The organism is Actinoalloteichus fjordicus, assembly GCF_001941625.1.
Classification (GTDB): Bacteria; Actinomycetota; Actinomycetes; order Mycobacteriales; family Pseudonocardiaceae; genus Actinoalloteichus_A; species Actinoalloteichus_A fjordicus.
In genome coordinates this window covers 2,531,161-2,553,375 of record NZ_CP016076.1, presented here as the reverse complement: position 1 = coordinate 2,553,375, position 22,215 = coordinate 2,531,161, and the positions used below count along the sequence as shown (strand labels likewise).

Annotated in this window: 19 protein-coding genes and 2 riboswitches; of the genes, 4 read left to right on the top strand and 15 right to left on the bottom strand. The window is 70.5% G+C overall.

Translation table 11 applies throughout. From position 1 onward, the window contains the following. Positions 1-71: 71 nt before the first annotated feature. Positions 72-299, bottom strand: coding sequence for a hypothetical protein (locus UA74_RS11445; protein WP_075740239.1), 228 nt, complete (start codon positions 297-299; stop codon positions 72-74). A 424-nt stretch (positions 300-723) separates the two neighbouring features. Between UA74_RS11445 and UA74_RS11440 the strand changes: the two genes are divergently transcribed. Together UA74_RS11440 and UA74_RS11435 are read left to right on the top strand one after the other, a co-directional pair. Next, positions 724-1,332 carry a superoxide dismutase gene (locus tag UA74_RS11440; RefSeq protein WP_075740238.1) on the top strand — a complete coding sequence of 203 codons (609 nt, stop codon included), beginning with the start codon at positions 724-726 and terminating at the stop codon, positions 1,330-1,332. A gap of 219 nt (positions 1,333-1,551) precedes the next feature. Beyond that, positions 1,552-2,424, top strand: a complete 873-nt coding sequence (locus UA74_RS11435) for an LLM class F420-dependent oxidoreductase (RefSeq protein WP_075740237.1) — start codon at positions 1,552-1,554, stop codon at positions 2,422-2,424. 56 nt (positions 2,425-2,480) lie between these two features. On the opposite strand, the gene UA74_RS11430 is transcribed toward UA74_RS11435, so the two are convergent. The 7 genes from UA74_RS11430 to metE form a co-directional block, all read right to left on the bottom strand. Further along, positions 2,481-3,746 carry an MAB_1171c family putative transporter gene (locus UA74_RS11430; protein WP_075740236.1) on the bottom strand — a complete coding sequence of 422 codons (1,266 nt, stop codon included), beginning with the start codon at positions 3,744-3,746 and terminating at the stop codon, positions 2,481-2,483. Between the two features lie 73 nt (positions 3,747-3,819). Then, positions 3,820-4,353: a hypothetical protein gene (locus UA74_RS11425; RefSeq protein ID WP_157434123.1), complete on the bottom strand. Its 534-nt coding sequence runs from the start codon at positions 4,351-4,353 to the stop codon at positions 3,820-3,822. A gap of 124 nt (positions 4,354-4,477) precedes the next feature. Beyond that, positions 4,478-4,942: a helix-turn-helix domain-containing protein gene (locus UA74_RS11420; protein ID WP_157434122.1), complete on the bottom strand. Its 465-nt coding sequence runs from the start codon at positions 4,940-4,942 to the stop codon at positions 4,478-4,480. Positions 4,943-5,758: 816 nt separating this feature from the next. After that, positions 5,759-6,904: an N-methyl-L-tryptophan oxidase gene (gene solA / locus UA74_RS11415; RefSeq protein WP_075764349.1), complete on the bottom strand. Its 1,146-nt coding sequence runs from the start codon at positions 6,902-6,904 to the stop codon at positions 5,759-5,761. A 233-nt stretch (positions 6,905-7,137) separates the two neighbouring features. Continuing rightward, positions 7,138-7,767 carry an MBL fold metallo-hydrolase gene (locus UA74_RS11410; RefSeq protein ID WP_075740234.1) on the bottom strand — a complete coding sequence of 210 codons (630 nt, stop codon included), beginning with the start codon at positions 7,765-7,767 and terminating at the stop codon, positions 7,138-7,140. Further along, complete coding sequence (locus UA74_RS11405) at positions 7,767-8,852, bottom strand: S-(hydroxymethyl)mycothiol dehydrogenase (protein ID WP_075740233.1); 1,086 nt, start codon at positions 8,850-8,852, stop codon at positions 7,767-7,769. Before UA74_RS11405 ends, UA74_RS11410 begins: the two co-directional genes overlap by 1 nt. 258 nt (positions 8,853-9,110) lie before the next feature. After that, on the bottom strand, positions 9,111-11,411 hold the full coding sequence (gene metE / locus UA74_RS11400; protein WP_075740232.1) for a 5-methyltetrahydropteroyltriglutamate--homocysteine S-methyltransferase: 2,301 nt from the start codon (positions 11,409-11,411) through the stop codon (positions 9,111-9,113). A gap of 149 nt (positions 11,412-11,560) precedes the next feature. After that, positions 11,561-11,813: riboswitch (cobalamin riboswitch) on the bottom strand. Positions 11,814-11,892: 79 nt separating this feature from the next. Between metE and UA74_RS11395 the strand changes: the two genes are divergently transcribed. Further along, positions 11,893-12,441, top strand: coding sequence for an acyl-CoA thioesterase (locus UA74_RS11395; protein WP_075740231.1), 549 nt, complete (start codon positions 11,893-11,895; stop codon positions 12,439-12,441). Positions 12,442-13,237: 796 nt separating this feature from the next. Here UA74_RS11395 and UA74_RS11390 read toward each other — a convergent pair. Continuing rightward, positions 13,238-14,032 carry an ABC transporter permease gene (locus UA74_RS11390; RefSeq protein WP_075740230.1) on the bottom strand — a complete coding sequence of 265 codons (795 nt, stop codon included), beginning with the start codon at positions 14,030-14,032 and terminating at the stop codon, positions 13,238-13,240. Then, complete coding sequence (locus UA74_RS11385) at positions 14,029-14,985, bottom strand: ATP-binding cassette domain-containing protein (RefSeq protein ID WP_449688596.1); 957 nt, start codon at positions 14,983-14,985, stop codon at positions 14,029-14,031. The genes UA74_RS11390 and UA74_RS11385 overlap by 4 nt, the downstream gene beginning before the upstream one ends. A 175-nt stretch (positions 14,986-15,160) precedes the next feature. On the opposite strand from UA74_RS11385, the gene UA74_RS11380 reads away from it, so the two are divergent. Then, on the top strand, positions 15,161-15,943 hold the full coding sequence (locus tag UA74_RS11380) for a TetR/AcrR family transcriptional regulator C-terminal domain-containing protein (protein WP_075764347.1): 783 nt from the start codon (positions 15,161-15,163) through the stop codon (positions 15,941-15,943). A 7-nt stretch (positions 15,944-15,950) separates the two neighbouring features. Here UA74_RS11380 and UA74_RS11375 read toward each other — a convergent pair whose 3' ends face one another. The 5 genes from UA74_RS11375 to UA74_RS11355 form a co-directional block, all read right to left on the bottom strand. Then, entirely contained in the window at positions 15,951-17,498 is a 1,548-nt protein-coding gene (locus UA74_RS11375) for a multicopper oxidase family protein (protein ID WP_075740228.1), read from the bottom strand. A gap of 289 nt (positions 17,499-17,787) precedes the next feature. Beyond that, positions 17,788-18,669, bottom strand: a complete 882-nt coding sequence (locus UA74_RS11370; RefSeq protein WP_075764345.1) for a metal ABC transporter permease — start codon at positions 18,667-18,669, stop codon at positions 17,788-17,790. Further along, on the bottom strand, positions 18,666-19,688 hold the full coding sequence (locus tag UA74_RS11365) for a metal ABC transporter permease (RefSeq protein WP_075740226.1): 1,023 nt from the start codon (positions 19,686-19,688) through the stop codon (positions 18,666-18,668). The genes UA74_RS11370 and UA74_RS11365 overlap by 4 nt, the downstream gene beginning before the upstream one ends. Next, positions 19,685-20,740 (bottom strand): metal ABC transporter ATP-binding protein, encoded by a 1,056-nt coding sequence (locus UA74_RS11360; RefSeq protein WP_075740225.1) that lies wholly within the window; start codon positions 20,738-20,740, stop codon positions 19,685-19,687. The genes UA74_RS11365 and UA74_RS11360 overlap by 4 nt, the downstream gene beginning before the upstream one ends. Next, the gene (locus tag UA74_RS11355) at positions 20,737-21,738 is read right to left on the bottom strand and encodes a metal ABC transporter solute-binding protein, Zn/Mn family (RefSeq protein ID WP_075740224.1); all 1,002 of its coding nucleotides are present in this window, start codon (positions 21,736-21,738) and stop codon (positions 20,737-20,739) included. Before UA74_RS11355 ends, UA74_RS11360 begins: the two co-directional genes overlap by 4 nt. Positions 21,739-21,924: 186 nt before the next feature. Next, a riboswitch (cobalamin riboswitch) is annotated at positions 21,925-22,170 on the top strand. Positions 22,171-22,215: the final 45 nt, after the last annotated feature.

Sequence of the window (22,215 nt, the reverse complement as noted above, 5' to 3'; positions counted from 1 at the left end):
GGACCCGCCCGACCCACCGCCAAGGCTCCTAGCCTGTCACACCGGTTCGACGGCGGGCGTGCGTGGTGTCCCTACGACCAGGTACGACTCCACCCGCGCTGGGCGAGTTCGGCACTGGTCAACACGATGGGGCGGCCCCGGTCGTCCACGCCGACCCACCGGGCCTGCCCCGGCCCGCCTTCCAGCACGTAGGCGTGGCCACGACTCCAGACCACGCTGCACGGCACCGTGGGCAGGATCGTGCTGGGCGGCGTGCTGATCGAACGGGCATCGGACTCCGTCGCCGTATCAGCGCTCATAGCGGTGGCACCTCCATCGGGGATGACGACACGTCGTTGTGTCGGTGATCCCGGCCTTCGATTGTGGACCGTCTCGCTCGTGTTCGGCTGGGAGACGCTCCGGCCTTAGCCCACCGGACCGGTTCAGTCGTCCACCGACCAGGTGGTGCAGCCGAACGGGTCGGCGCGGCCGAAGTCCGGGTTGCCGTTCACCGTGTGTGAGGGACCAGTCGTCCATCCCCGAGTGGACGGCAGGCCGACACGCCCAGGATGCCGTCGTCGTGCTACCGAGCGGTTAGGCCGATGTTTCAAGATCGGCACGTGTCTCGCCGCACGGACGGGGTGGGTCGCGACTACCCCGAGGTGAGACGGGGGCTCTACGGGTTTAGCGTTAGGGCTGATCTACTGCGACTTACGTCCACAGACCAATGCGAGGTGGCTACTCGTGACGTACACCCTTCCGGACCTGCCCTACGACTACGGCGCACTCGAACCGCACATCTCCGGCAAGATCATGGAGCTGCACCACAGCAAGCACCACGCGACCTATGTCAAGGGCGCCAACGACGCGCTGGAGCAGGCGGCGGAGTCCCGGGAGAAGAACCAGCTCGGCACCGTCAACCTGTTGCAGAAGAACCTCGCGTTCAACCTCGCGGGCCACGTGAACCACTCGGTCTTCTGGCCGAACCTCTCGCCCGACGGCGGCGACAAGCCGGACGGCGAGCTGGCCGCCGCGATCGACGAGGCCTTCGGCTCCTTCGACGGCTTCCGGGCGCACTTCACCGCCAACGCACTGGGCATCCAGGGCTCCGGCTGGTCGATCCTGGCCTGGGACGCGCTCGGGCAGCGGCTGCTGCTCGAACAGCTCTACGACCACCAGGGCAACCTGCCCGCGGGCAGCTACCCGCTGCTGATGCTGGACATGTGGGAGCACGCCTTCTACCTCCAGTACCAGAACGTCAAGGCCGACTACGTCAAGGCGTTCTGGAACATCGTCAACTGGGCGGACGTCACCGAGCGCTTCCAGACCGCCAAGGGCGTCAAGATCAACTGAGGACGCGCTGCGGGCGTCGGACTCGACGGCCGTGACACCGCACGTACGCGAATGCCTCGTCACCGCTCACTCCCGAGCGGCGGCGGGGCATTCCGACGTCAGGGGCCGATCCGGCCTGCGCAGCAGGCGGGGAGCGGACGATCAGCACGGTCTGACGGGTCGTGCTTGACTCGGGCGGGCACGCGGGCACGCCACGTCGAGCACCAGAGGGGACCCGGCATGGAACTCGGTCTTCAGATCAACCGCTTCGCCTGGCCCGACGGTCCCGGCAGACTGGGCGCCGAGCTGGCGGCCGTCGCCCGCACGGCCGAGGAGACCGGCTTCCACTCGATCGCGGTGATGGACCACTTCTTCCAGTTCAGCTCGTTGGGTCCCCAGGAGGACCCGATGCTGGAGGCGTACACCACGCTCGGCTTCCTCGCCGCGCACACGTCACGGGTCCGGCTGCTGACCCTGGTCACCGGCGCGACCTACCGGCCGCCCGCCGTGCTGGTCAAGGCCGTCACCGCGCTGGACGTGCTCTCCGGCGGGCGTGCCGAGCTGGGGATCGGCGCGGGCTGGTATCAGGAGGAGGCCGACGGGCTCGGTCTGCCCTTCCCGCCGAGAGCACAGCGGTTCGAGCAGCTCGAGGAGACGCTGCGGATCGCCCTGCGGATGTGGTCCGACGACGAGTCGCCGTTCGTCGGCGCCCACTTCCGGCTGGCCCGGCCGCTGAACTCACCGCAGTCGCTGTCCAGACCGCACCCGCCCGTCATGGTCGGGGGCGGGGGCGAGCGGAAGACGCTGCGGCTGGTGGCCCGGTACGCCCAGGCGTGCAACCTGTTCCCCGGACCCGAGCTGGCGCACAAGCTGGCGGTGCTTCGGGAGCACTGCGAGCGGGAGGGACGGGACTACGACGACATCGAGAAGACGATGATCCTCCCGCTCGACGTGGGCAGCCGGGGAGAGAACGTCGACGCACTGCTCACGACCATGGGCGACGCCGCCGAACTGGGCATCACCCGCGTGATCGGGGCGGTCCCCGACGTGCATTCGATCACTCCGCTGGAGATCATCGGGGCCCGACTCGTCCCGGCCGCGGCCCGGCTCTGAGCCGAGCGGCCAGAGCGGGCTGCGGCCCGGCGGAGGCGGGCCGCCGCGATCCGGCATCAGTCGGCGGCGGTCTCGTCCGACCGATCAGGGCCGGACGGGGTCACGAGCTCCGAGATCAGCGGAGAGGAGACGAAGGCCCGCGAGACGAGCCGCAGGAAGGCGGCCTCGCTGCGCAGTTCCGGCTCGATCTCGGTACGTCCCACCGGAGACTCCTCCGCCTCGCCGTCTCGGGCAGGGCTGCCGTGCCGTAAGGCCTCGATCGCCGCCGCCAGCCCCACGGCCTCCACCGTCGCGGCCAGCTCGTCGCCGTCGATGCCCGACGCTCGCGCCCGCTCGGCCGCCTGCGCCTCCACCGCCGGGTCACGATGGGGCCGCAGGACGAGCGCTCCGTCGCGGATCTCGATGACGCGCCGGTACAACCGCATCCCGACGTCCCGACGGGCGTAGCTGCCCGTCACGGCCTGCGGCGAGGTCAGGGCGATCTCGGGCACCGCCGTGTACAACGCCGTCCACAGCGGCCGGAGCTCACGGTGAACCCGGTACTCCCGCGGCCACCGCGCGGCCCGGACCACCGCCGGGACGATGACCGGCAGCGAGATCCCGAGCAGCATCACCAGGACCGAGATGGCGGGCATCCCGACCGCCATGGTGCAGCCGAAGTTCTCGAAGGGATGCACGCAGAACTCGGCGGTCTCGTCGGGCCCGTTCCGCGTCTGCCGGATGGTGCTGACCAGCTTCTCGCCGATGTAGGAGAGCCCGAGAAGACAGCCGAGCGCCAGCAGCCGCAGACCGAGGCGCAGCGGGCCTCGGGTGGCCGAGGAGTACCGCAGGGTCATCCGGCCGAGGTCGATCAGCACCGCGCCGAGATAGGCCGAGTAGACGAGGACGTACCAGGCCAGGGTGGGATGGGTCGCGTAGTACTCGGAGAACAGTCCTCGACTCTCCGGGATGTCGGCAAGGAAGAACAACACCCACATCGCGACGATCGAGACCCCGTAGGTGATCAGGTGTCGCGGTAGGCGCGTCCGCGCCTGGGCTGCCGGGTAGGCGAGGTAGAGGACCAGTGCCAGTGCGGACAGCGCGGCCGTCAGGGTGGCGGTGTTGGAGAGCAGCCTGCCCAGATTCGGGTAGATCCGGCCCTCGATCTCCTGCACGGCGGGCGCCAGCACGAAGAAGGCGAAGCCGAGCGCGGCCAGCAGGCCCGCCAAGGCCCATCGTCCCGGATTCGCTCGATCGCCGACGGAACGTAACGCCCGATACGCACGGTATCCGGCGGCGAGGAAGGTCAGCGCCGAGACGCTGAGGAAGAGCAGCGTGACCATGCGGATCGATCTCCTTGCCGAGCGGGCTGAGCGACGGGTGTGCCTGTCGGGCCTCTCGACGTCACGTGCTCGCTCAGCCGCCGAACACGTCGCAGAACCGGTCGGCGATCTGGGCGGCCTGTGGCGAGGCGGGGTCGTTGACGGTCTCCCCGCCTCGATGGCGCGCACGTTCGAGGATCAGCGAGGCGATCATCTCAGCCTCCTGCTCCTCGATCTCCGAGTAGGAGGTGCGACCCATCATGCGCACCGCCACGGCCGGGTCGACGTCGGGTGCGAGCCTGCGCAGGAAGTCCCGGTCGAGCAGTTGCCCGCCCCGATGCGCGGAGATCATGTGACCGACCTCGTGCAGCACGATGTGCCACACGTGCAGCGGGGTCGTCATGGCGTGGGCGATCACGTCGGCGTCGCCCAGATCGAGCCACAGACCGCAGGCGCGACCCGCGACGTGCTCGCTCGGATGCAGCAGGATCGGCCGTCCCCGCTGCTCCGCGAGCCGATCCAGGAACACGCGCAGCTCGAAGGGGCGCGGGATGCCCGCCTCCTCGTCCAGCCTGCGCACGCGGTCCTGGCAACGCCGCCGCAGTTCCTGATAGTGCATCGGGGTCATCGCCTCCCTGATCAGCGGCGGTGCCCAGCCTCGAGCAAGGCGAAGACACACGGGAGGGGTGAACTGCACCCTGTGGAGGCCATACTCGATTTTGTCACGCCCGCCCGTCATATGTCGGCGGCCGTCAGGCGTCCGGGGCCGAGGGCGAGGTGTTCTGACCCGCCGGGCCGCCGGGACGGAGTCCTCGGATCTGGCTGATCTCGGCGACGATGCGGGCCACCGACCGCCGAGCGTCGTCGTCCAGCTCCATGGTCCGCAGGGCCACGTCGCGGACGTCGGCGTCGCGCAGCGCGGTGATCAGGTCGAGCTGCGCGTCGACGCGGGCGGCGTGGGCGTCGTCGAAGAAGTAGGCGGGCGGCACGCCGAAGAAGCTCGCCAGCGCCTCCAGGTGGCGTTTGGTCGGGTTGTCGGAGCGTCCCTTGCGCAGCGCCCAGATGTAGCTCTGCGAGATGTTGACGCCCTGTTCCCTGATGGCTGCGGCGACGTGCTCGTTGCTGTACTCGGCCTGGCCCGCCACGCGGACCTTGCTGAACAGGTAGTTCAGCTTGTCGGCCAGGCTACGTTCGCCCTGCGTGTCCGACACCGCCACGGTGACCACTCCCCAGTCCGATCTCCACTCATGAGAAACACGAATGGAGCAACATCTTCACCCCGGTTGAAAAAACCTCTGTCTCAACCCTAGACTTCCACTGACGACGGCTCAACTGACCTGAAGATCGAGCCTTGTCAACTTCCACTGGAGTGGAGGTCCACGCGCCAGCCTGGGGATGCCGGGGGCGGCAAGGTGGGTCACCGCCCGGATGTCGGGGAGGGGCGTCCGGGCGGTGATCGACTTACGCCGCCACCGGCTGGGCTCGAGGATCGTCGGCTTTGACCAGGCCGTGCAGCGTCGGCGGACCGCCCCGGCCGCCGGTGACTTCGGCCTGTCGCACACTGCGGTCACCTCCGCCCGTTTCGTCGCGGACTCGACCGACGGAATCCGAGCCCTTCGCTCTCCTGCGCCTTCGCCGCGCCGAACCTGTGCCGCCGCGCCTGCTCGCCCGTACCCGCGTGACACTCCCCTGCCCCGGCCGACCACGCCGGGGCGGCGGCCTGCCGAACGTCCGCCAGGGACCGACGTTCGGGTGTGGCACGTCTGCTGCCCGGGTCTCGTCCCGCCACGCGGGACGAACGCGGCGGGTCGGAGAAGCCGGCGGCGTCCGACGGTGAGCGGCCGCACGTCTCCGCCTGCCGCCGCACCGTCGCCTGCCGCGAAGTCCGGCCTATCGGGGCAGCAGTCCGCCGGGCAGGTGTCGAAGCGGGAATTCCCGAACCGGCCGAGCCCGCGAGGGTCCGCGCCGGTTGAGGACGCAGGCGGACGGTCGCAGCCGGGCGACCGGCCTCGGCCGAGGGTGTCCCCGGTCGATCAGTCCTCGACGCCGAACCGGCGGGGATCGAACATGTCGATCGGATGGCGGGTGGCGCCGTCGGTGACCAGGTCGGCCAGGATCTCGCCGATCACGGGCACGAACTTGAACCCGTGCCCGGAGAAGCCGCACGCCAGGGTGACCCGGTCATGACGCGGATGGGCGCCGATGACGAAGTCCTCGTCCGGGGTCGTGGTGTACATGCAGGTCTTCGCCCGAGCCAGCGGGCCGGGCAGTGCGGGCACCCGGTTCGACAAGAACTGCCGCAGCTCCTCCTCCTCGCCCGGTGCCACGCGGCGATCGATCGTGTCGGGCGTGCAGGTGGCGCCGCCACGGAAGAAGGCCGCCTTCACCGTGCCGTCGGACTCGGCGTGCATCGGGAAGGCATAGCCCTGCCGCTGCCGGGCGTCCTCCCAGATGAAGATCGGGTGCCGCTGCTCGGCGAACACCTCCGGCGGGCCGGTCGGCCGGAACCAGAACTGCACCACCCGCTCGACGACGAGCGGGAGTCCCAGTTCCGCGAGCAGTGCGGGACCCCACGCGCCAGGACAGATCACCAGGTGATCGGCCCGATGGACGCCGTCCTCGGTGCGCACGGTCACGCCCGCGTCGTCGGCGGCCCAGGAGTCCACCCGGACGCCGTGCCGCAGTTGGGCACCGTGGCGTCGGGCCATGGTCAGGTTGGCCAGCACCGCGTTCTCCGGCGAGACGAAGCCCGCCGCCGCCTCGTAGAGGGCGATGTCCGAGTCGGCCGGGGTCATCGTGGGAAACCGGCGGCGGATCTCGGCGGCGTCCAGCAGTTCGTGGTCGAGTCCGTGCTCCCGCGCGCTCGTCAGGCTGCCCGCGACCGCGAGGCTGTCCCCCGCCCCGATCATCAGGCCGCCCGTGCGATGCCGGATCTCCACGGCGGACTCGGCCTCCAGCTCGTCCCACAGCTCGTAGGCGCGCAGCAGCAGGGGAACGTAGTCCGCGCCTTCGAAGTAGGCCTGCCGGATGATCCGCGATCCGCCATGGCTGGAGCCCTGATCGTGGGCGGCGGGGAACCGGTCGAGGCCGAGCACCCGCAGGCCCTTGGCGGCGAGTCGATGAACCGCGGCACTGCCCATGCCGCCGAGGCCGATGACGATCACATCGTGGGAGGACATCGTGGACTCACCTCATACTTCGGGGTTCGCGACTGCTGTCCGGCTCCGTCGTGCGCAGCCCGCCTCGGACTCTGCCCGGCTCCGCCGCTCGCTGTCCAGACCCTTCCTCGACCGCCGGTCGCCACGGCGGGTCCGCAGGGCCCGCGCCTGCGCGGGCTGCGGCTCAGCTCGGCGAAAGAGCCCGCCCGCCACGACATCGGACGTCGGCGGGCGGGCAGGCAGGCAGGCAGGACTCAGTGTCCCCTGGCGATCCAGGCAGGCAGGGCGGGTGCCTCGGCACCGATGGTCGTGCGATCCCCGTGCCCGGTGTAGACCACCGTCTCCGCAGGCAGGGTCAACAGCCGATCCCGGATCGAGGCGATGATCGTGGGGAAGTCGGAGAACGACCGACCGGTGGCCCCCGGCCCGCCCTCGAACAGGGTGTCGCCGGTGAAGACGGCGGACAGTGCCGGGGCATGGAGGCTCACCGAGCCCCAGGTGTGGCCGGGCGTGGCCAGGACGTGCAGTTCGATGCCCGCGACCGTGAGCACCTGCCCGTCGACCAGCTCACCGCCCGGCTCGACACCGGGGTGCGCCTGGTCCCAGAGCTCACGATCGGCGGGATTCAGCAGCACGGGCGCGCCGACGGCGGCGCCGAGGGCCACCGACCCGTTGACGTGGTCGTTGTGCCCGTGGGTGCAGACCACGGCCGTCACCCGGCGGCCCGCCACCGCCTGCTCGACGGCCGCCGGGTCGTGCGAGGGGTCCACCACGACGACCTCGGCATCGTCGCCGATCAGCCAGACATTGTTGTCGACCTCGAAGTCCTGGTCGTCCAGGCTGAAGACTCCCGAGGTGACGACCTGCTCGATCCGCGCCGCCATCAGAGCACCACCACCGAGCGAAGTACGTCGCCCTGATGCATCCGAGCGAAGGCGTCCTCGACGTCTTCCAGCCCGATCTTCTCGGTGACGAAGGCCTTCAGATCGAGCCTGCCCTGGAGGTAGAGGTCGATCAGCATCGGGAAGTCGCGGCTGGGCAGACAGTCGCCGTACCAGGAGGACTTGACCGCGCCACCTCGGGAGAACACGTCCAGCAGCGGCAGTTCCAGCGTCATCTCCGGGGTGGGCACCCCGACCAGCACGACCTTCCCGGCGAGATCGCGCGCGTAGAAGGCCTGCGTGAAGGTCTGCGGGATTCCCACGGCGTCGATGACGACGTCCGCCCCGTGCCCGCCGGTCAGCTCCTTGACGGCGGCGACCACGTCGACCTGGTCGGCACGCACGGTGTCGGTTGCGCCCAGCCCGGTGGCCCACTCCAGCTTCTGCGGGTCCAGATCCACCGCGATGATCTTGGACGCGCCCGCGAGCCGCGCACCCGCCACGGCCGCCGCGCCCACTCCGCCGCAGCCGATGACCGCCACCGAGTCGCCCCGACCGACCTCGCCGGTGTTGATCGCCGCGCCGAGCCCGGCCATGACGCCGCAGCCGAGCAGCCCGGCCACCGCCGCCTCGGCCTTCGGGTCGACCTTCGTGCACTGGCCCTGGTGGACCAGGGTCTTCTCGGCGAAGGCCCCGATGCCCAGCGCCGGGGACAGCGGGGTGCCGTCGGTCAGCGTCATCTGCTGCGTCGCGTTGTGCGTCGCGAAGCAGTACCAGGGTCGGCCCCGGCTGCACGCGCGACATCGGCCGCAGACCGCACGCCAGTTCAACACCACGTAATCGCCCACGGCGACGTCCTCGACGCCCTCGCCGACGGACTCGACGGTGCCCGCCGCCTCGTGTCCGAGGAGGAAGGGGAACTCGTCGTTGATACCGCCCTGCCGGTAGTGCAGGTCCGTGTGGCACACCCCGCACGCCGCGACGTCCACCACCACCTCGCCCGGTCCCGGATCGGGGACCACGATCGTCTCGACGGTGACGGGGGCGTCCCGTGCGGTGGCCACGACCGCTCTGACCTGCTGCGGCATCCGAACTCCTCTGGTCGACCCGGTGCCCGGCGCCTCGGCGGCGTCGGGGCGAAGGATCACGGTAGAGCAGCACAGGCCGCCGATCCACCGCCACGCGGGGAGTCCGCAGGCCCCCTTCCGGGGGTGACGCACACACCGAGTGCCTCGGGGTCGGATCGGCCGCCGCCTGCCGGGAAGAACGGCCGATCCAGCGGATCGCTCGACGCCCGGCGCCGGACTCACTCGCGGGTGACGTCCGGCGCCGGGCATCGGCGAACGTCAGCCGCGAACCTGCGTCCGCAGGGCTCGGGCCGCCGAGACCATGGCACGCAGGGCGGGTTCGACCTCGGCGTATCCCCTGGTCTTCAGGCCGCAGTCGGGATTCACCCACAACCGGTCGCCGGGCACCGCGTCCAGCGCCGCGCCGATCAGCCGGGTCACCTCGGCCTCGTCGGGCACTCGCGGCGAATGGATGTCGTAGACGCCGGGACCCACGCCTCGGCGGTAGCCGATCTTGTGCAGGTCGTCCAGCACCTCCATCCGAGAGCGCGCCGCCTCGATCGTCGTCACGTCCGCGTCGAGCGCGTCGATCGCGTCGATGACGTCCCCGAACTCCGAGTAGCACAGATGGGTGTGGATCTGCGTGCTGTCGGCGGCGCCGGAGGTCGCCAGCCGGAAGGAGTCGACCGCCCAGGCGAGGTAGTCGGCGCGGTCGGCCTCCCGCAGCGGCAGCAGCTCCCGCAACGCGGGTTCGTCCACCTGCACGATGCGCAGCCCGGCGCTCTCCAGATCGCGGATCTCGTCGCGGAGCGCCAGCGCCACCTGGCGTGCCGTGTCGCCGAGCGGCTGATCGTCTCGGACGAAAGACCAGGCCAGGATCGTGACCGGTCCGGTGAGCATCCCCTTGACCGGCCGCTCGGTCAGCGACTGTGCGTAGGAACTCCACTCGACGGTCATCGGGGCGGGCCTGCTGACGTCGCCGTGGATGATCGGCGGCCGGACACAGCGGGAGCCGTAGGACTGCACCCAGCCGTGCTCGGTGGACAGGAAGCCCGCCAGGTTCTCGGCGAAGTACTGCACCATGTCATTGCGTTCCGGTTCGCCGTGGACCAGCACGTCCAGGCCGATGTCCTCCTGAAGCGCGATGACGTCGGCGATCTCCGCGCGCATCCGCCGCCGGTACTCGTCCTCGTCGATCCGGCCCGCCCGGCGGTCCGCCCTCGCCCGGCGAACCCCGCCGGTCTGGGGGAAGGAGCCGATGGTCGTGGTGGCCAGCGGCGGCAGGCCCAGCCGTTCGGCCTGGCCCTCGACCCGGACCTGATAGTCGGCCCGCCTGCTGTGCTCCGGACGCAGCGAGTCGAGCCTGGCCCTGACCCGCTGGTCGCGGGCTGCCGCGCCTTCGCGTGCCCGCAGGGCCCGCCGCGACTCCTGGAGCTCGGCGGCCACCTCGTCGGCCCCGCTGAGCGCCTTGCTCAGCAGGACGACCTCGTCCACCTTCTGTCGAGCGAAGGCGAGCCGGGCACGCAGCGCGGGGTCGAGCCCGGATTCGGCGTCGAGGTCGTAGGGGACGTGCAGCAACGGCGCGGAGGTGCCGACCTCGACCTTGTCGGCCACCCCGAGCAGAGTCGCGCAGTAGGCGAGGGCCTCGTCGAGGTCGGTGCGCCAGACGTTGCGTCCGTCGACGACCCCGGCGAGGAGGGTCTTGTTCCGAATCCCGGCGATGCTCGCGATGCCCACCAGGTCGGCCCGACCCGCCACGAGGTCGAGTCCGACGGCCTCGATCGGCGCGTCGGCGAGCACGCCCAGTGCGTCAGCGAGTGCACCGTGATAGCCGGTGACCAGGAGATTGGGTCGCCGCTGAGCCTCGCCGAGCCTGCGGTAGGCATGGGCGAGCGCGTCGAGTTCCGCCGGAGTCCGATCGGCTGCGAAGGCGGGTTCGTCGAACTGGACCCATTCCGCGCCCGCGTCCGCCAGCTCGGCGAGGAGTTCCAGCTGTGTGTCGATCATCGCGTCGAGCAGGTCCAGCCGGTCGAAGCCTGCCGGAGCGTCGGGGGCGGACTTGGAGAGCAGCAGGAACGTGACCGGCCCGATCAGCACCGGCCGGGTGGTGATGCCGAGGGCAGCGGCCTCCCGGAACTCCTCGACCGGCTTGCGGCCGGCCAGTCGCAGCACGGTGTCCGGGCCCAGTTCGGGCACCAGGTAGTGATAATTGGTGTCGAACCACTTGGTCAGCTCCAGGGGCGCGAGGGAGTCGGCTCCCCTGGCGGCGGCGAAGTAGGCGTCCAACGGCGTGCGACCCGACTCGGTATAGCGGGCGGGCAACGCGTCGACCAGGACCGCCGTGTCGAGGACCTGGTCGTAGTAGGAGAACGTGTTGGAGGGCACCGAGCCGAGGCCTGCGTCCCGCAAGGCCGTCCAGGTGGCCGCGCGCAATGCGGCCGCGACCTCGTGCAGGGCCGAGGCGTCGATCCGCCCGGCCCAGTACGCCTCCAGGGCACGCTTGAGTTCTCGATCGGGTCCGATCCGGGGGTAGCCCAGGACCGTGGCGCCGAGCGCCGGGACATGCGTGCGATGGGTCACTGCTCTCTCCTCGCGAGGCGGCAACGAAACCCCGAGGCGGGCACGCGAGCGACCGGAACGCGAGCAGAACGGGCAGGACCGAGACCGGTCCCCGACTGACTGCTCACCCCGGTCCTCCCGCGAAGACCTCGGAGCGGCACGGACCCGTCGGGACCGCGCCGCCGACGGCAGGTCTTCGGACTCACGGGCGCTTCCGACCGTCGAGGTCGGCTGACCTACTGTCCGTCGCTTCCCGGAGGCCGGACCTCCAGTGCTGTGACCGTCCTCGCTGTGAGGACGGTGACGGAGTTCGTTCCCGCTCACCGCTGCGGGGCAGTCCCGGATTCCCACCGGGTTCCCTCTTGCCTCGTCACCGCCGCTGATCCACGCCGTTCGGCGTGGGCCGTGGACGCCGACGAACCATCGGCGAAACCGATCCTAACGGGCTCGTCTCGACGCGGACTCGACATCTCGCAGGCCGGGATCGCCTACCCTCGACGCCATGCATCCCGTCTCCGAGCTTCCCGGTAAGCCGACCTCGGCAGCGGCCACCACGCTCAGTCAGATCATGACCGCGACCGAGACGAACCTGTACGGCACGGTGCACGGCGGCGTGATCATGAAGTTCGTCGACGACGTCGCGGCGGCCTGCGCCGGGCGACACTCGGGTGGCACGGCGCTGACAGTGTTCATGGACGAGATGCTGTTCCTGATCCCGGTTCGCGTCGGTGATCTCGTACACGCCAGCGCCCAGGTCAACTGGACGGGTCGCACCTCGATGGAGGTCGGGGTGCGGGTCGTGGCCGAGCGCTGGAACGAGTCGGTGCCGCCCACGCATGTGGCGAGCGCCTACCTGGTGTTCGTCGCGGTCGACTCCGACGGGAAGCCGAGACCGGTTCCCGAGGTCCTTCCCGAGTCGGCGACCGATCGACGACGGCACGCCGAGGCGGGCATCCGCCGTGAGCACCGGTTGGCCCGACGCGCGGCCATCAAGCGCAGTCGAGAGGTCGGCCCCGAGCCTGCGGCCTCGGACCCCGCTGCCCGCTCCTGAGTCACGGTCGGCGCCGAGGCGATCCGGCGGGCAGGCACGGCGGCGGCCTGTCCCGTCCGGGCCAGGCCGGCGAGGTCGCTCGGCGGGGCCGGACCGGTGCCCGCCCGACCACTCCCCGCCGCACGCGGCCTGCGAGGCAGGGCAGCCGCCCGCCCTCGGCGCTCGCAGCGAACGATGGCTGCGTCCCGGCGCAGGCGAACCCGCCGACAGGCAGGCCGGGCGAGGATGGTCGGGGCGGAGAAGCCGAGTGCGGGCGGTTCGTCGTCACCCCTCATCGACGACGAACCGCCCGCACGTGCAACAGCGGACCCGAGCAGACATCGGGCGACACCACAGACGGGCCTCCCCCCTGCACCCGCCTGCCGTGCCGTCCGCAGGGCCGCCGCCCCACACCGTGACGGCTTCCCCCTCACCGACCGAGCACACCCCCGGCGCTCGTCATCCGCCCGATCGGGGGAGTCCGGCCGCGCTCCGTCAGCGCGGAGAACGGCCGGGGGCGGCGTCATCGGGCCTGCCGATCGGCCGTCCACTCACCACGGAGCCACCGTCCGTTGCGGAGCACCGTGTCGCCACGGCGCCTGCCGGTACGGGCGCCGTGCCCGGCTGACCGCGGTCGAGATCCCCGTTCTCGTCCCCGTCACCGGGTTTCGCGGCACCGAGATGCCAGGGACGCTGCCGCTCCGGGCGCGCCGCCGAGGGCACGGGGCCCCGTCTCGGTCGATCGTCCGACGTCGTGCGGATCAGCGGCTCTCCCCCACGGTGCACCGCCGCCGCGCGCATCGAGATCAGCCGAGGGTCAGCGGCTGGTGCGACGGACGAACAGCACGCTGGAGATCACGAACGCCAGCGCGCCGAGCCCGACGCACCAGCCGAGGGCCCATGCCGCGCTGTTCCCGACCGGCGACCCCGTCAGCAGCGCCCGCACCGTCTCGATGACCGGCGTGGCAGGCTGATTGTCCGCGACGACGCGCAGTGCGTCCGGCATCGTCTCGGTGGGGACGAACGCGCTGCTCAGATAGGGCAGGAAGAGGATGACGAAGGAGAACTGGCCGGCACCCTCCACGGTCTTGGCCAGCAGTCCGAAGATCATCGACAGCCAGCTGATCATCAGGATGTAGAGGGCCACCACCCCGAAGGCAGCCGCCCATTCGAGGACGTTCGCGGCGGGTCGGAAGCCGATCAGCAGTGCAACGAGGATCACCAGTGTCGTGGAGACGAGGTTGCGCAGCAGGTTCGCGACCACATGCCCGGTGAGCACCGAGGACACGACGATCGGCAGTGAGCGGAATCGATCGACGACGCCCGTGACCAGATCGCTCGTCAGGCCGATCCCCGTCTGCGAGGCGCTGAAGCCCGCCGACAGGATGAGCACGCCGGGAACGGCGTAGTCGACGTAGCCGCCGCTGCGGTCGAGCGCACCGCCGAAGACGAACACGAAGAGCAGCATCATCGTGATCGGCAGGATCAACGACACGATCAGTTCGTCCGGCGTGCGCAGGACGTGCCGGAGCTTCCGGCCGATCATGGTCAGGACGTCCGAGACGGCCCAGCGCAGGCTGGGGCGAGTCGTCGGGCTGGTCGTTGCGGTCATCGGGCTGCCGTCTCCTGAGGTGCGCGGGCGGTGTCGGTGAGGGAGAGGAACACGTCGTCGAGACTCGGGGTGTGCAGCTCGAGGCTCGCCGCAGGCACACCCGCCTGTCGCAACCGCTCCAGCAGGACACGCACCTGCTCGGCGTGGCCGTCGAACGAGACCCGCAGACAGAGGTTCGTCTGATCGCGGTGCAGCGCCTCGTGCCCGAGGTATCGGGCGGCTCGGTCGAACGCCGGGACGTCGAAGAAGGTCAGCTCGACCGTGCCCGCCGACAATCCCCTCTTGAGTTCCGAGGCGGTGCCCTCGGCGACGATTCGGCCGCCGTCCAGAACGGCGATCCGATTCGCGAGCTGATCCGCCTCCTCCAGATATTGCGTCGTGAGCAGAATGGTGACGCCCTCGTCGACGAGTTCCCGGATCACGCTCCACATCGTCTGCCGACTGCGCGGGTCCAGCCCGGTGGTCGGCTCGTCGAGGAAGATCACCGGCGGGGCGGTGATGAGGCTGATCGCGAGGTCTAGCCTGCGGCGCATTCCGCCGGAGTAGCGGCCCGCCAGGCGGTCCTGGGCGTCTTCGAGGTCGAACCGCCGCAACAGCTCGGCCGACCGCTCGCGGGCCGCCGACCTGCCGAGACGGTTCAGTCGGGCCATCATCACCATGTTCTCTCGCCCAGTGAGCAGCTCGTCGACCGCCGCATACTGCCCGGTGAGACTGATCACGCCACGCACCGCCTTCGGCTCGCGCGCCACGTCGTGGCCAGCGACGAAGGCCCGCCCCCCGTCGGGACGGATCAGCGTCGACAGGATGCGCACCATCGTCGTCTTACCGGCGCCGTTGGGGCCCAGTAACGCGAAGATCGTGCCGGGTGCCACCTGGAGGTCGACCCCCCGCAGCACCGGATTGTCACCATAGGACTTGGTGAGTCCGACGGCCCGAATAATCGGGTCCATCACCATGTCTCTCCCCCTTCTTCTCTGAATCAGGCGTCATCGACCCCCGAGGTCGCCTCGACGACACCGGACCAGTACCTGTATATGAGATAAACGACTGAGTTTATGCCATACGTTCGAGTGTATCCTATACACAGACCTAGGATGCGGGTCAACCGGACGACGGACGCGGGAGACGATGGACACCAACGCGACAGCCGGGCTGTCTCAGGCCCTGACGATGCTGTGGAAGGGCGAGGCCGCAGGCCGGGAGGCCCCCCGACGGAACACCCGGCCGGGACTGAGCCTGGAGGCCGTCGTCACGGCGGCCGTCGAGATCGCCGACGCCGAGGGGCTCGCCGGACTCTCGATGGCGGCCGTCGCCCACCGGCTCGGGTTCACCACGATGTCGCTGTATCGCTACGTGAGCAGCAAGGACGTCCTGTTGGTGCTGATGCACGACAAGGCGACGGCGATGACCGCCGCCTCGCCCGCCCCGCCGTCGTCGTCCGGCTGGCGGGGCAGACTGGAATCCTGGACTCGGGATCAGGTCACCATGTACGTCCGCCATCCCTGGCTCTCGGACATGAAGATCACCGGCCCGCCGTTGACCCCGGCGTCACTGGACTGGATGGAACGCGGTCTCGCCGCGATGCAGGACACCGGCCTGGACGAGACCGAGAAGCTGGGCGTGATCGCGACGATCACCGGCTATGTCCGTCATGAGGCCGCCTTCGCCAAGGACCTCTCCCGACCCGACCCGCAGCAGAGCAGCGCGGACGGCTACGGACAGACCCTGGCACGGCTCGTCGACCCCGCGACCCACCCCGCGCTGTCCGCGCTGATCTCCGACGGCGTCTTCGACAACGAGCCTCCGGATTCGCAGGCGGCGGACTATCTGGCCGAGGACTTCGAGTTCGGCCTCGAACTCATCCTGAGCGGCATCGCGACGCTGATCGAGCAACGCGGTCGAGCGAGCTGAGCCGCTGTCAGGAGACCTGGAAGTTCGCCATCATCATCATGTCCTCGTGCTCCAGGTTGTGGCAGTGGAACACGTATCGCCCGGTGTGGCCTGCGAAGCGGATGATGATCTCCGCCTCCTCCCCGCCCGCCAGGTCGATGGTGTCCTTCCAGCCCGCGTCGTAGGGCCCCGGCTCGCGGTCGTTGCGCGTCAGCACCTGGAAGTGCGCCATGTGCAGGTGAACCGGGTGATGGACGTTCGTCCGCAGCCGCCAGATCTCGACCGATCCCAGGGCCGGATCGGCGTCGATGCGCTCGGGGTCGAACGGCTCGCCGTTGATCGTCCACATCCGCTCGCCGTCGATCCGGTCCCTGGCGAAGCGGAAGTCGCGTTCGACGACGGCCGTGGCGGGATCGAGGGTCTCGAACTCGACGAGACGGTCCGGGATGCTGCTGTCGTCGGATTCCTCCCGGACGACGTGGAAGCGCATCACCGGTCGGGTCGTCTCGGTCCCGTAGGCGTTGACCAGCGTCACCTCGGTGCCGACCGGGTAGGCCGAGAAGTCGATCACCAGGTCGAAGCGCTCCGCCGAGGCGATCTCGACCTGATCGTGGGAGATCGGCGCGCCCAACATCCCGACGTCACTGCCGATCTGCACGAAGGACGGGCCGTCCGCAGGCGGCGGATCGAGTTGGAGCTGATAACGCCGGGCGTTGGAGGCGTTCAGGATGCGGAAGCGGTACCGGGTGTCGGAGACCTCCAGATAAGGCCACGGCGCCCCGTTGACCAGGATGACGTCGCCGAGGACGCCCTCCATCATCTCCTCGCCGACGCCGGGAGCGCCGCCGAGCGAGGGGTCCAGCGACGGGTAGTCGAAGGAGCCGTCCTCGGTGAAGCTGCGATCACAGATCATCAACGGGATGTCCCGATCGCCCGAGGGCAGCCCGAGCGCGTCCTCGCCGTCGTCGCGGAGGAGGTGGAAGCCCGCGAGACCTCGGTAGACCTGCGGGCCGGTGAAGTCCATCCGATGGTCGTGGTACCAGAGGGTGCACGCTCGCTGTTCCAGCGGATAGACGTACTCCCGCTCGTCCTGAGTGGTGTCGCCCATCGGATGGTGCGCGGCATGCTCGGGGTTCGGCTCCCAGCCGCCGACCGGCAGGATCAGATCGGTCGGATATCCGTCGTGCTCGGCCGGGTTGACCCCGCCGTGCAGGTGCACCGCGACGGGCACCGGCAGTTCGTTGCGCTGCCGCACGACCACCCGTCTGCCGCGCCGCGTCACGATCGTCGGACCGGGGAAGATCCCGTTGTAGCCCCAGACCTCCGTGGTCAGGCCCGGCAGGATCTCGACGTCCGCCGCGCGCTGAGTGATCGCGTAGTAGTCGGTCGTCTCGTCCGTCCCGGTCGGCTGGAGCACCGGCGGAACGGGCAGCGGCACGCCGAAGGGATCGGGCAGCGGGGCACCGCTGGGCAGCAGGATTCCGGTGCTGCCCTCCGCCGCACAGGCCGACAGCAACGGCAGCGACACCACCGCACCACCGATGAGTCGAAGCATGGTCCTTCGAGTCAGCGTCATGCCCAGGTCCTCCAGTGAATGCCGATCCAGACGTGCGACGGTTCCCGTGCGCCCGCGGCGTCCCGATACGAAGAGCGATCGTTCTACCACGTTACGGAGCCACCGCGCGCGCGTCGTCCACCGCCTGTCGGTAGTCGATCCGCCCGCCGGGGTATCTCGGGTGTGGGCCGCTACTCCCTCGGATGTAGTCCGACGGTGCCCGCCGAGGCCGGTCGCGACGGACGACGGCGCGAGGAGGCGCCGTCGCGAGCAGCGCCCAGACCCGGAGTCGGGCGGCTCGACGGCAGGGTCAGCCCTGGGCCTCTCGGGCGGAGCGTCGGAAGGTCCTCGGCAGGCCCCGGCGCCTGCCGAACAGCAGTGCCAGCACGAAGAGTCCGACGGCGGTGAGTCCGACGGTGCCCGCGATCGACGCGTTCAGCCCGACGGCCAGTCGCTGCCCGGCGATGGCCGCGACCCAGGCCGAGGTCACCGCGATGGCCAGCATCCCGTCCAGCCGCACCGCGAGCAGGCCGCCGGTCGCGGCGGGGACGATGAAGAAGGTCACCACCAGGATCGCGCCGACGCTCTCGAAGGCCGTCACCGCCACGAGCGCGGTCGCCACCAGCACCGTGCGATCGACGACGCGGGAGCCGAGGCCTGCGACGCGCGCGAACTCCGGATCGAGAGTGGCCGCCTGGAGTGGCCGCCAGAGCACCAGCACCACCGCCAGCACCGACAGCGCCGCGAGGCCGGTGATCACCAGCGATCGGGGCACGTCGACGCCGAGGATCGCCATGGTGCGCAGCGGGGCGAAGGTGATCTCGCCGTAGACCGCGGCGTCCAGGTCCAGATGCGCGCCGGAGGCGTGTCTGCTCACGCCGACGACCCCGAGAGAGAACAGCGCGGGGAAGACCAGGGCGATGGCGGCGTCCGGGCCGAGCAGGCCGCTGCGGCGCAGCGCCGTGTAGCCGAGCACGCACACGACGCCGAATGCGGTGGCGCCCAGGATCATGGTCAGCGGCGCCCGTTGACCGGTGATCAGGTACACCAGCACGATCCCCGGCAGCGCCGCATGGCTCATCGCGTCGGACAGCAGGGCCTGTCTGCGCAGCACGAGGAAGCAGCCGAGCATCGCGCAGGCGGTGCCGAGCAGGCCGGCGGTGAGGATGATCACGACGTCGTCGGCGCTCATCGCCTGCCCTCCCCGAATCGAGACGATGCCTCGCCTGGCGAAGGCCCGCCGACACGGTGCGGGCTCTCCGACGCCGCACCGGCGGTGAGCGGATCGGGTTCGTGCCTGCTCCCGTCGCCCGACAGGCCCCGTTCCTCGGCCACACCGCCGCGATGACGTCGAGACCGGACCGCCCGCAGCAGCACGCCTCGGCGCGGTGCCAGCAGCACCGACGCGAGGGCGGCGGCGGTCGCCAGCAACACGATCGCGGGCCCGGTGGGCAGGTCGGCCCGGCCGGACACGAAGGCGCCGACCCCGCCTGCCGCCGCGCCGATCAGGCCGGACAGTGGAACCAGCGTCGACAGCCTGGTGGTGAGCTGCCTCGCGGCCACGGCAGGCGCGACGAGCAGCGCGACCATCAGGATCGCCCCCACGGTGCGGACACCGAGCACGATCCCGACGACCAGCAGCGCGGTGGTCAGCACGTCCACCGCCCAGCCCGGCGCTCCGGCGACCGAGGCGAATCCCGGATCGAAGATCGCGGTCCGCAGCAGCCGGAACCAGACCAGGACGGCGCCGATCGCGAGCGCCCCGACGATCGCCGCGACCACCAGATCACCGCGCACCAGGCCTGCGGCCTGCCCGAAGAGGTACTCCTCCAGACCGCTCTGTCCGCCGGACCCGGCGGCGGAGAGCCGGGTCAGCAACACGATCCCGAGGGTGAAGGCGGCGGAGAGCACCACGCCGATCGCCACGTCCGGGCTGACCCGCCCGGCTCGCTCCAGACCGATCATGGCCAGCGCGGCGAGCAGCGCCGAGATCGCCGCCCCGATCAGGAGCACCGGAGCGTCCTTCACTCCCCCGACCATGAAGGCGATCACCACGCCGGGCAGCGTCCCGTGACTCATCGCGTCGCCGAACATGCTTCGACCGCGCAGTACGGCGAAGGGCCCGAGGACTCCGGCCAGCATGCCCAGCAGCGCGGAGCCGCCGATCACCACGGACGCGGCGTAGGACAGGCCGAGGACTCCGCCGGTCATCCCGTCCGCTCCGGTCCGGACCCTGCCGAATCCGAGCCGGGTGTGTCCGAATCGGGCGCGTTCGAATCGGACGCTCGGGAATCGGACGCTGGGGAATCGGACGCTGAGGAATCGGATGCTGAGGAACCGGACGCTGAGGAACCGGGAGCGGTCGGGTCGGACGCAGCGGAGCCGCGCGCAGGTGCCCGGCCTTCGACGTCCGCCTCGGTGGTCCGGTCGGTGCCGTCCGCCGTCGGCGGGGTCGCGGAGTGGGCGTCGCGGTCTGCGGAGTCGGCGCGACTCGGCATCGGGATGCCGTAGGCCGCCTCCAGGTGCTCGGGCCGCAGCACGCGGCTCACCGGCCCGTCGGCGATCACCCGGCCCGACAGCAGCACGGCGTGGTCGAAGTGGTCCTGCACCGTGCGCAGGTCGTGATGCACCATCAGCACCGAGCGGCCCTCCTGCTCGCACAGCTCGACGAGCAGCGTCAGCAGTCGTGTCTCGGTGCTCGTGTCGACGGCGGCGAAGGGCTCGTCGAGTACCAGGAGGTCGGCCTGCTGGGCCAGTGCCCTCGCCAGGAACACCCGCTGCCGCTGACCGCCGGACAGCTCGTCCAACGGCGTGTCGGCCGAGTCGGTGACCCCCGTCCGCAGCATGGCCTCGCTGACGGCGCGGTCGTCCTCCCGAGTCAGCCTGCGGAACCAGCCGCGATGCGGGTAGCGACCCATCTCCACGACTTGTACGGCCGTGACGGGGAAGTCCTGGGCGACGGCATCGCGCTGCGGCACGTAGGCCACCCGCCTGCGCACCCGGGCCAACGGCTCGCCGAGCAGTCGGATGGCGCCCCCGGTCGACGGGAGCAGACCGAGCGCGGCCTTGATCAGCGTCGACTTGCCCGCGCCGTTGGGCCCGACCACGGCGGTGAGTCGGCCTGCGGGCACCACCAGCTCCGGCACCGTCAACACGGTCCGCCCGCGATAGCCGACCGTCAGCCCCGTCGCGACGAGGGCGGGCGCGGGCTCGGTCGCCCCTGGAGTCGGCGAATCGGGCGTGGCGGCTGCGCGGCGGATCATCGCAGTCCCGCCACGAGCAGGTCGACGTCGGCGCGGACCATGCCGAGGTAGGTGCCCTCCGGCGTGCCTTCCGCGCCCGCCGCGTCGGAGTACAGGCTTCCGCCGAGCGTCGCCGTCGCGCCGAGGGCGGCCGCCGCGTCGAGCACCGCGGCAGCGGTCTGACCGGACACGCTGGACTCGACGAACACGGCCCGCACGCCGTGCTCGGCGATGACGCCCGCCACTCGATCGATGTCGCCGATGGTCGCCTCGTCCACAGTGGACACGCCCTGCACCGCCTCGACCCGGATGTCGTAGGCGCGGCCCAGGTAGCGGAAGGCGTCGTGCGAGGTGACCAGGATGCGGCGGGACTCCGGAATCTCGGCGAGCCGCTCGCCGACCTCCTCGTGCAGTTCGCTCAGCTCGACGCGATGCCGTTCCCAGCGGCCGTCGAAGCGGTCGGCCCGGTCGGGATCGAGTTCGGCGAGCGTGCCGCCGACCGACGCGAGTGCGTCTCGCCACAGTGCCACGTCGAACCAGATGTGCGGGTCGTACTCCGTCGCCGAGCCCGCTTCCTCGGCGGGAAGGAGCGAGGCGGTCGGCACGGTCTCGCCCACGAACAGGACCGTGGTGTCGCGGGCGAGATCGTCGAGCACCGGCCGGAGCCCGGCCTCCAGATGCAGGCCGACGGCGACGATCAGGTCCGCCTCCCGCAGCAGCCGCAGATCACCCGCCTGGGCCTGATAGAGATGCGGGTCGACGCCGCTGCCCATCAGCCCGGTCAGCTCGATGTCGGTGCCGCCGATCTCACCGACGGCGTCGGTGAGGAAGTTCGTCGTGGTCACGACCCGGAGTCTGCTCCCTGCCTCGCTGTATCCGCCGCCGACGTCCTGGCGCACTGCCCAGGCCGACGCGGCGAGCACGACCAGCAGCGCCGAGGTGATGCCCAGCACGACGCGGCGGCGGCGACGGGCTCTGCTGCGGTGTCTGCCCGATTCGGCTTCCGTTGCCCCGTCCACGGCTCTCCTCTCGAGAAGGACGCCCACTCTGATGAGAGCAGTTTTCACTAAGAACCGGGTCGCGTCACCCTCCCGGTCGGCCCGGTCACCCTGTGATCGCCTCGTTCTCGGCGAGTCACCCTAGCCGACCACAGTCGGGAACACGCCAGGATGTTGGGGTGAGACAAAGCACCGACCCCAACATGTAGTCTCACCCCCGCTGATGGTTCGTCAGGGCGCCTGCCGGTGTCATGACGAGGAGACAGGGAACCCGGTGCGAGTCCGGGACTGCCCCGCAGCGGTGAACGGGAACGAAGGCCGTCGCCGTCCATACCGGACGGTGCACACACTAGGAGACCTCGGTCTCTCGGGAAGTGACGGCCGTAGGACCGGCGAGTCCCACCTCGCCGGAAGCCCGTGAGTCCGAAGACCTGCCATCGGCGCGTGCCACCGAGCACGCCGTCCGAGGCCTCGAGGGTGGGCCGTGTGGACAGCGAC

Coding starts and splice junctions, on each gene's coding strand:
- UA74_RS11380 (WP_075764347.1), top strand. CDS start 15,161: ATGGACACCAACGCGACAGCCGGGCTGTCTCAGGCCCTGACGATGCTG.
- UA74_RS11375 (WP_075740228.1), bottom strand. CDS start 17,498: ATGACGCTGACTCGAAGGACCATGCTTCGACTCATCGGTGGTGCGGTG.
- solA (WP_075764349.1), bottom strand. CDS start 6,904: ATGTCCTCCCACGATGTGATCGTCATCGGCCTCGGCGGCATGGGCAGT.
- UA74_RS11395 (WP_075740231.1), top strand. CDS start 11,893: ATGCATCCCGTCTCCGAGCTTCCCGGTAAGCCGACCTCGGCAGCGGCC.
- UA74_RS11390 (WP_075740230.1), bottom strand. CDS start 14,032: ATGACCGCAACGACCAGCCCGACGACTCGCCCCAGCCTGCGCTGGGCC.
- UA74_RS11410 (WP_075740234.1), bottom strand. CDS start 7,767: ATGGCGGCGCGGATCGAGCAGGTCGTCACCTCGGGAGTCTTCAGCCTG.
- UA74_RS11425 (WP_157434123.1), bottom strand. CDS start 4,353: ATGACCCCGATGCACTATCAGGAACTGCGGCGGCGTTGCCAGGACCGC.
- UA74_RS11445 (WP_075740239.1), bottom strand. CDS start 299: ATGAGCGCTGATACGGCGACGGAGTCCGATGCCCGTTCGATCAGCACG.
- UA74_RS11435 (WP_075740237.1), top strand. CDS start 1,552: ATGGAACTCGGTCTTCAGATCAACCGCTTCGCCTGGCCCGACGGTCCC.
- UA74_RS11370 (WP_075764345.1), bottom strand. CDS start 18,669: ATGAGCGCCGACGACGTCGTGATCATCCTCACCGCCGGCCTGCTCGGC.
- UA74_RS11360 (WP_075740225.1), bottom strand. CDS start 20,740: ATGATCCGCCGCGCAGCCGCCACGCCCGATTCGCCGACTCCAGGGGCG.
- UA74_RS11430 (WP_075740236.1), bottom strand. CDS start 3,746: ATGGTCACGCTGCTCTTCCTCAGCGTCTCGGCGCTGACCTTCCTCGCC.
- UA74_RS11405 (WP_075740233.1), bottom strand. CDS start 8,852: ATGCCGCAGCAGGTCAGAGCGGTCGTGGCCACCGCACGGGACGCCCCC.
- UA74_RS11365 (WP_075740226.1), bottom strand. CDS start 19,688: ATGACCGGCGGAGTCCTCGGCCTGTCCTACGCCGCGTCCGTGGTGATC.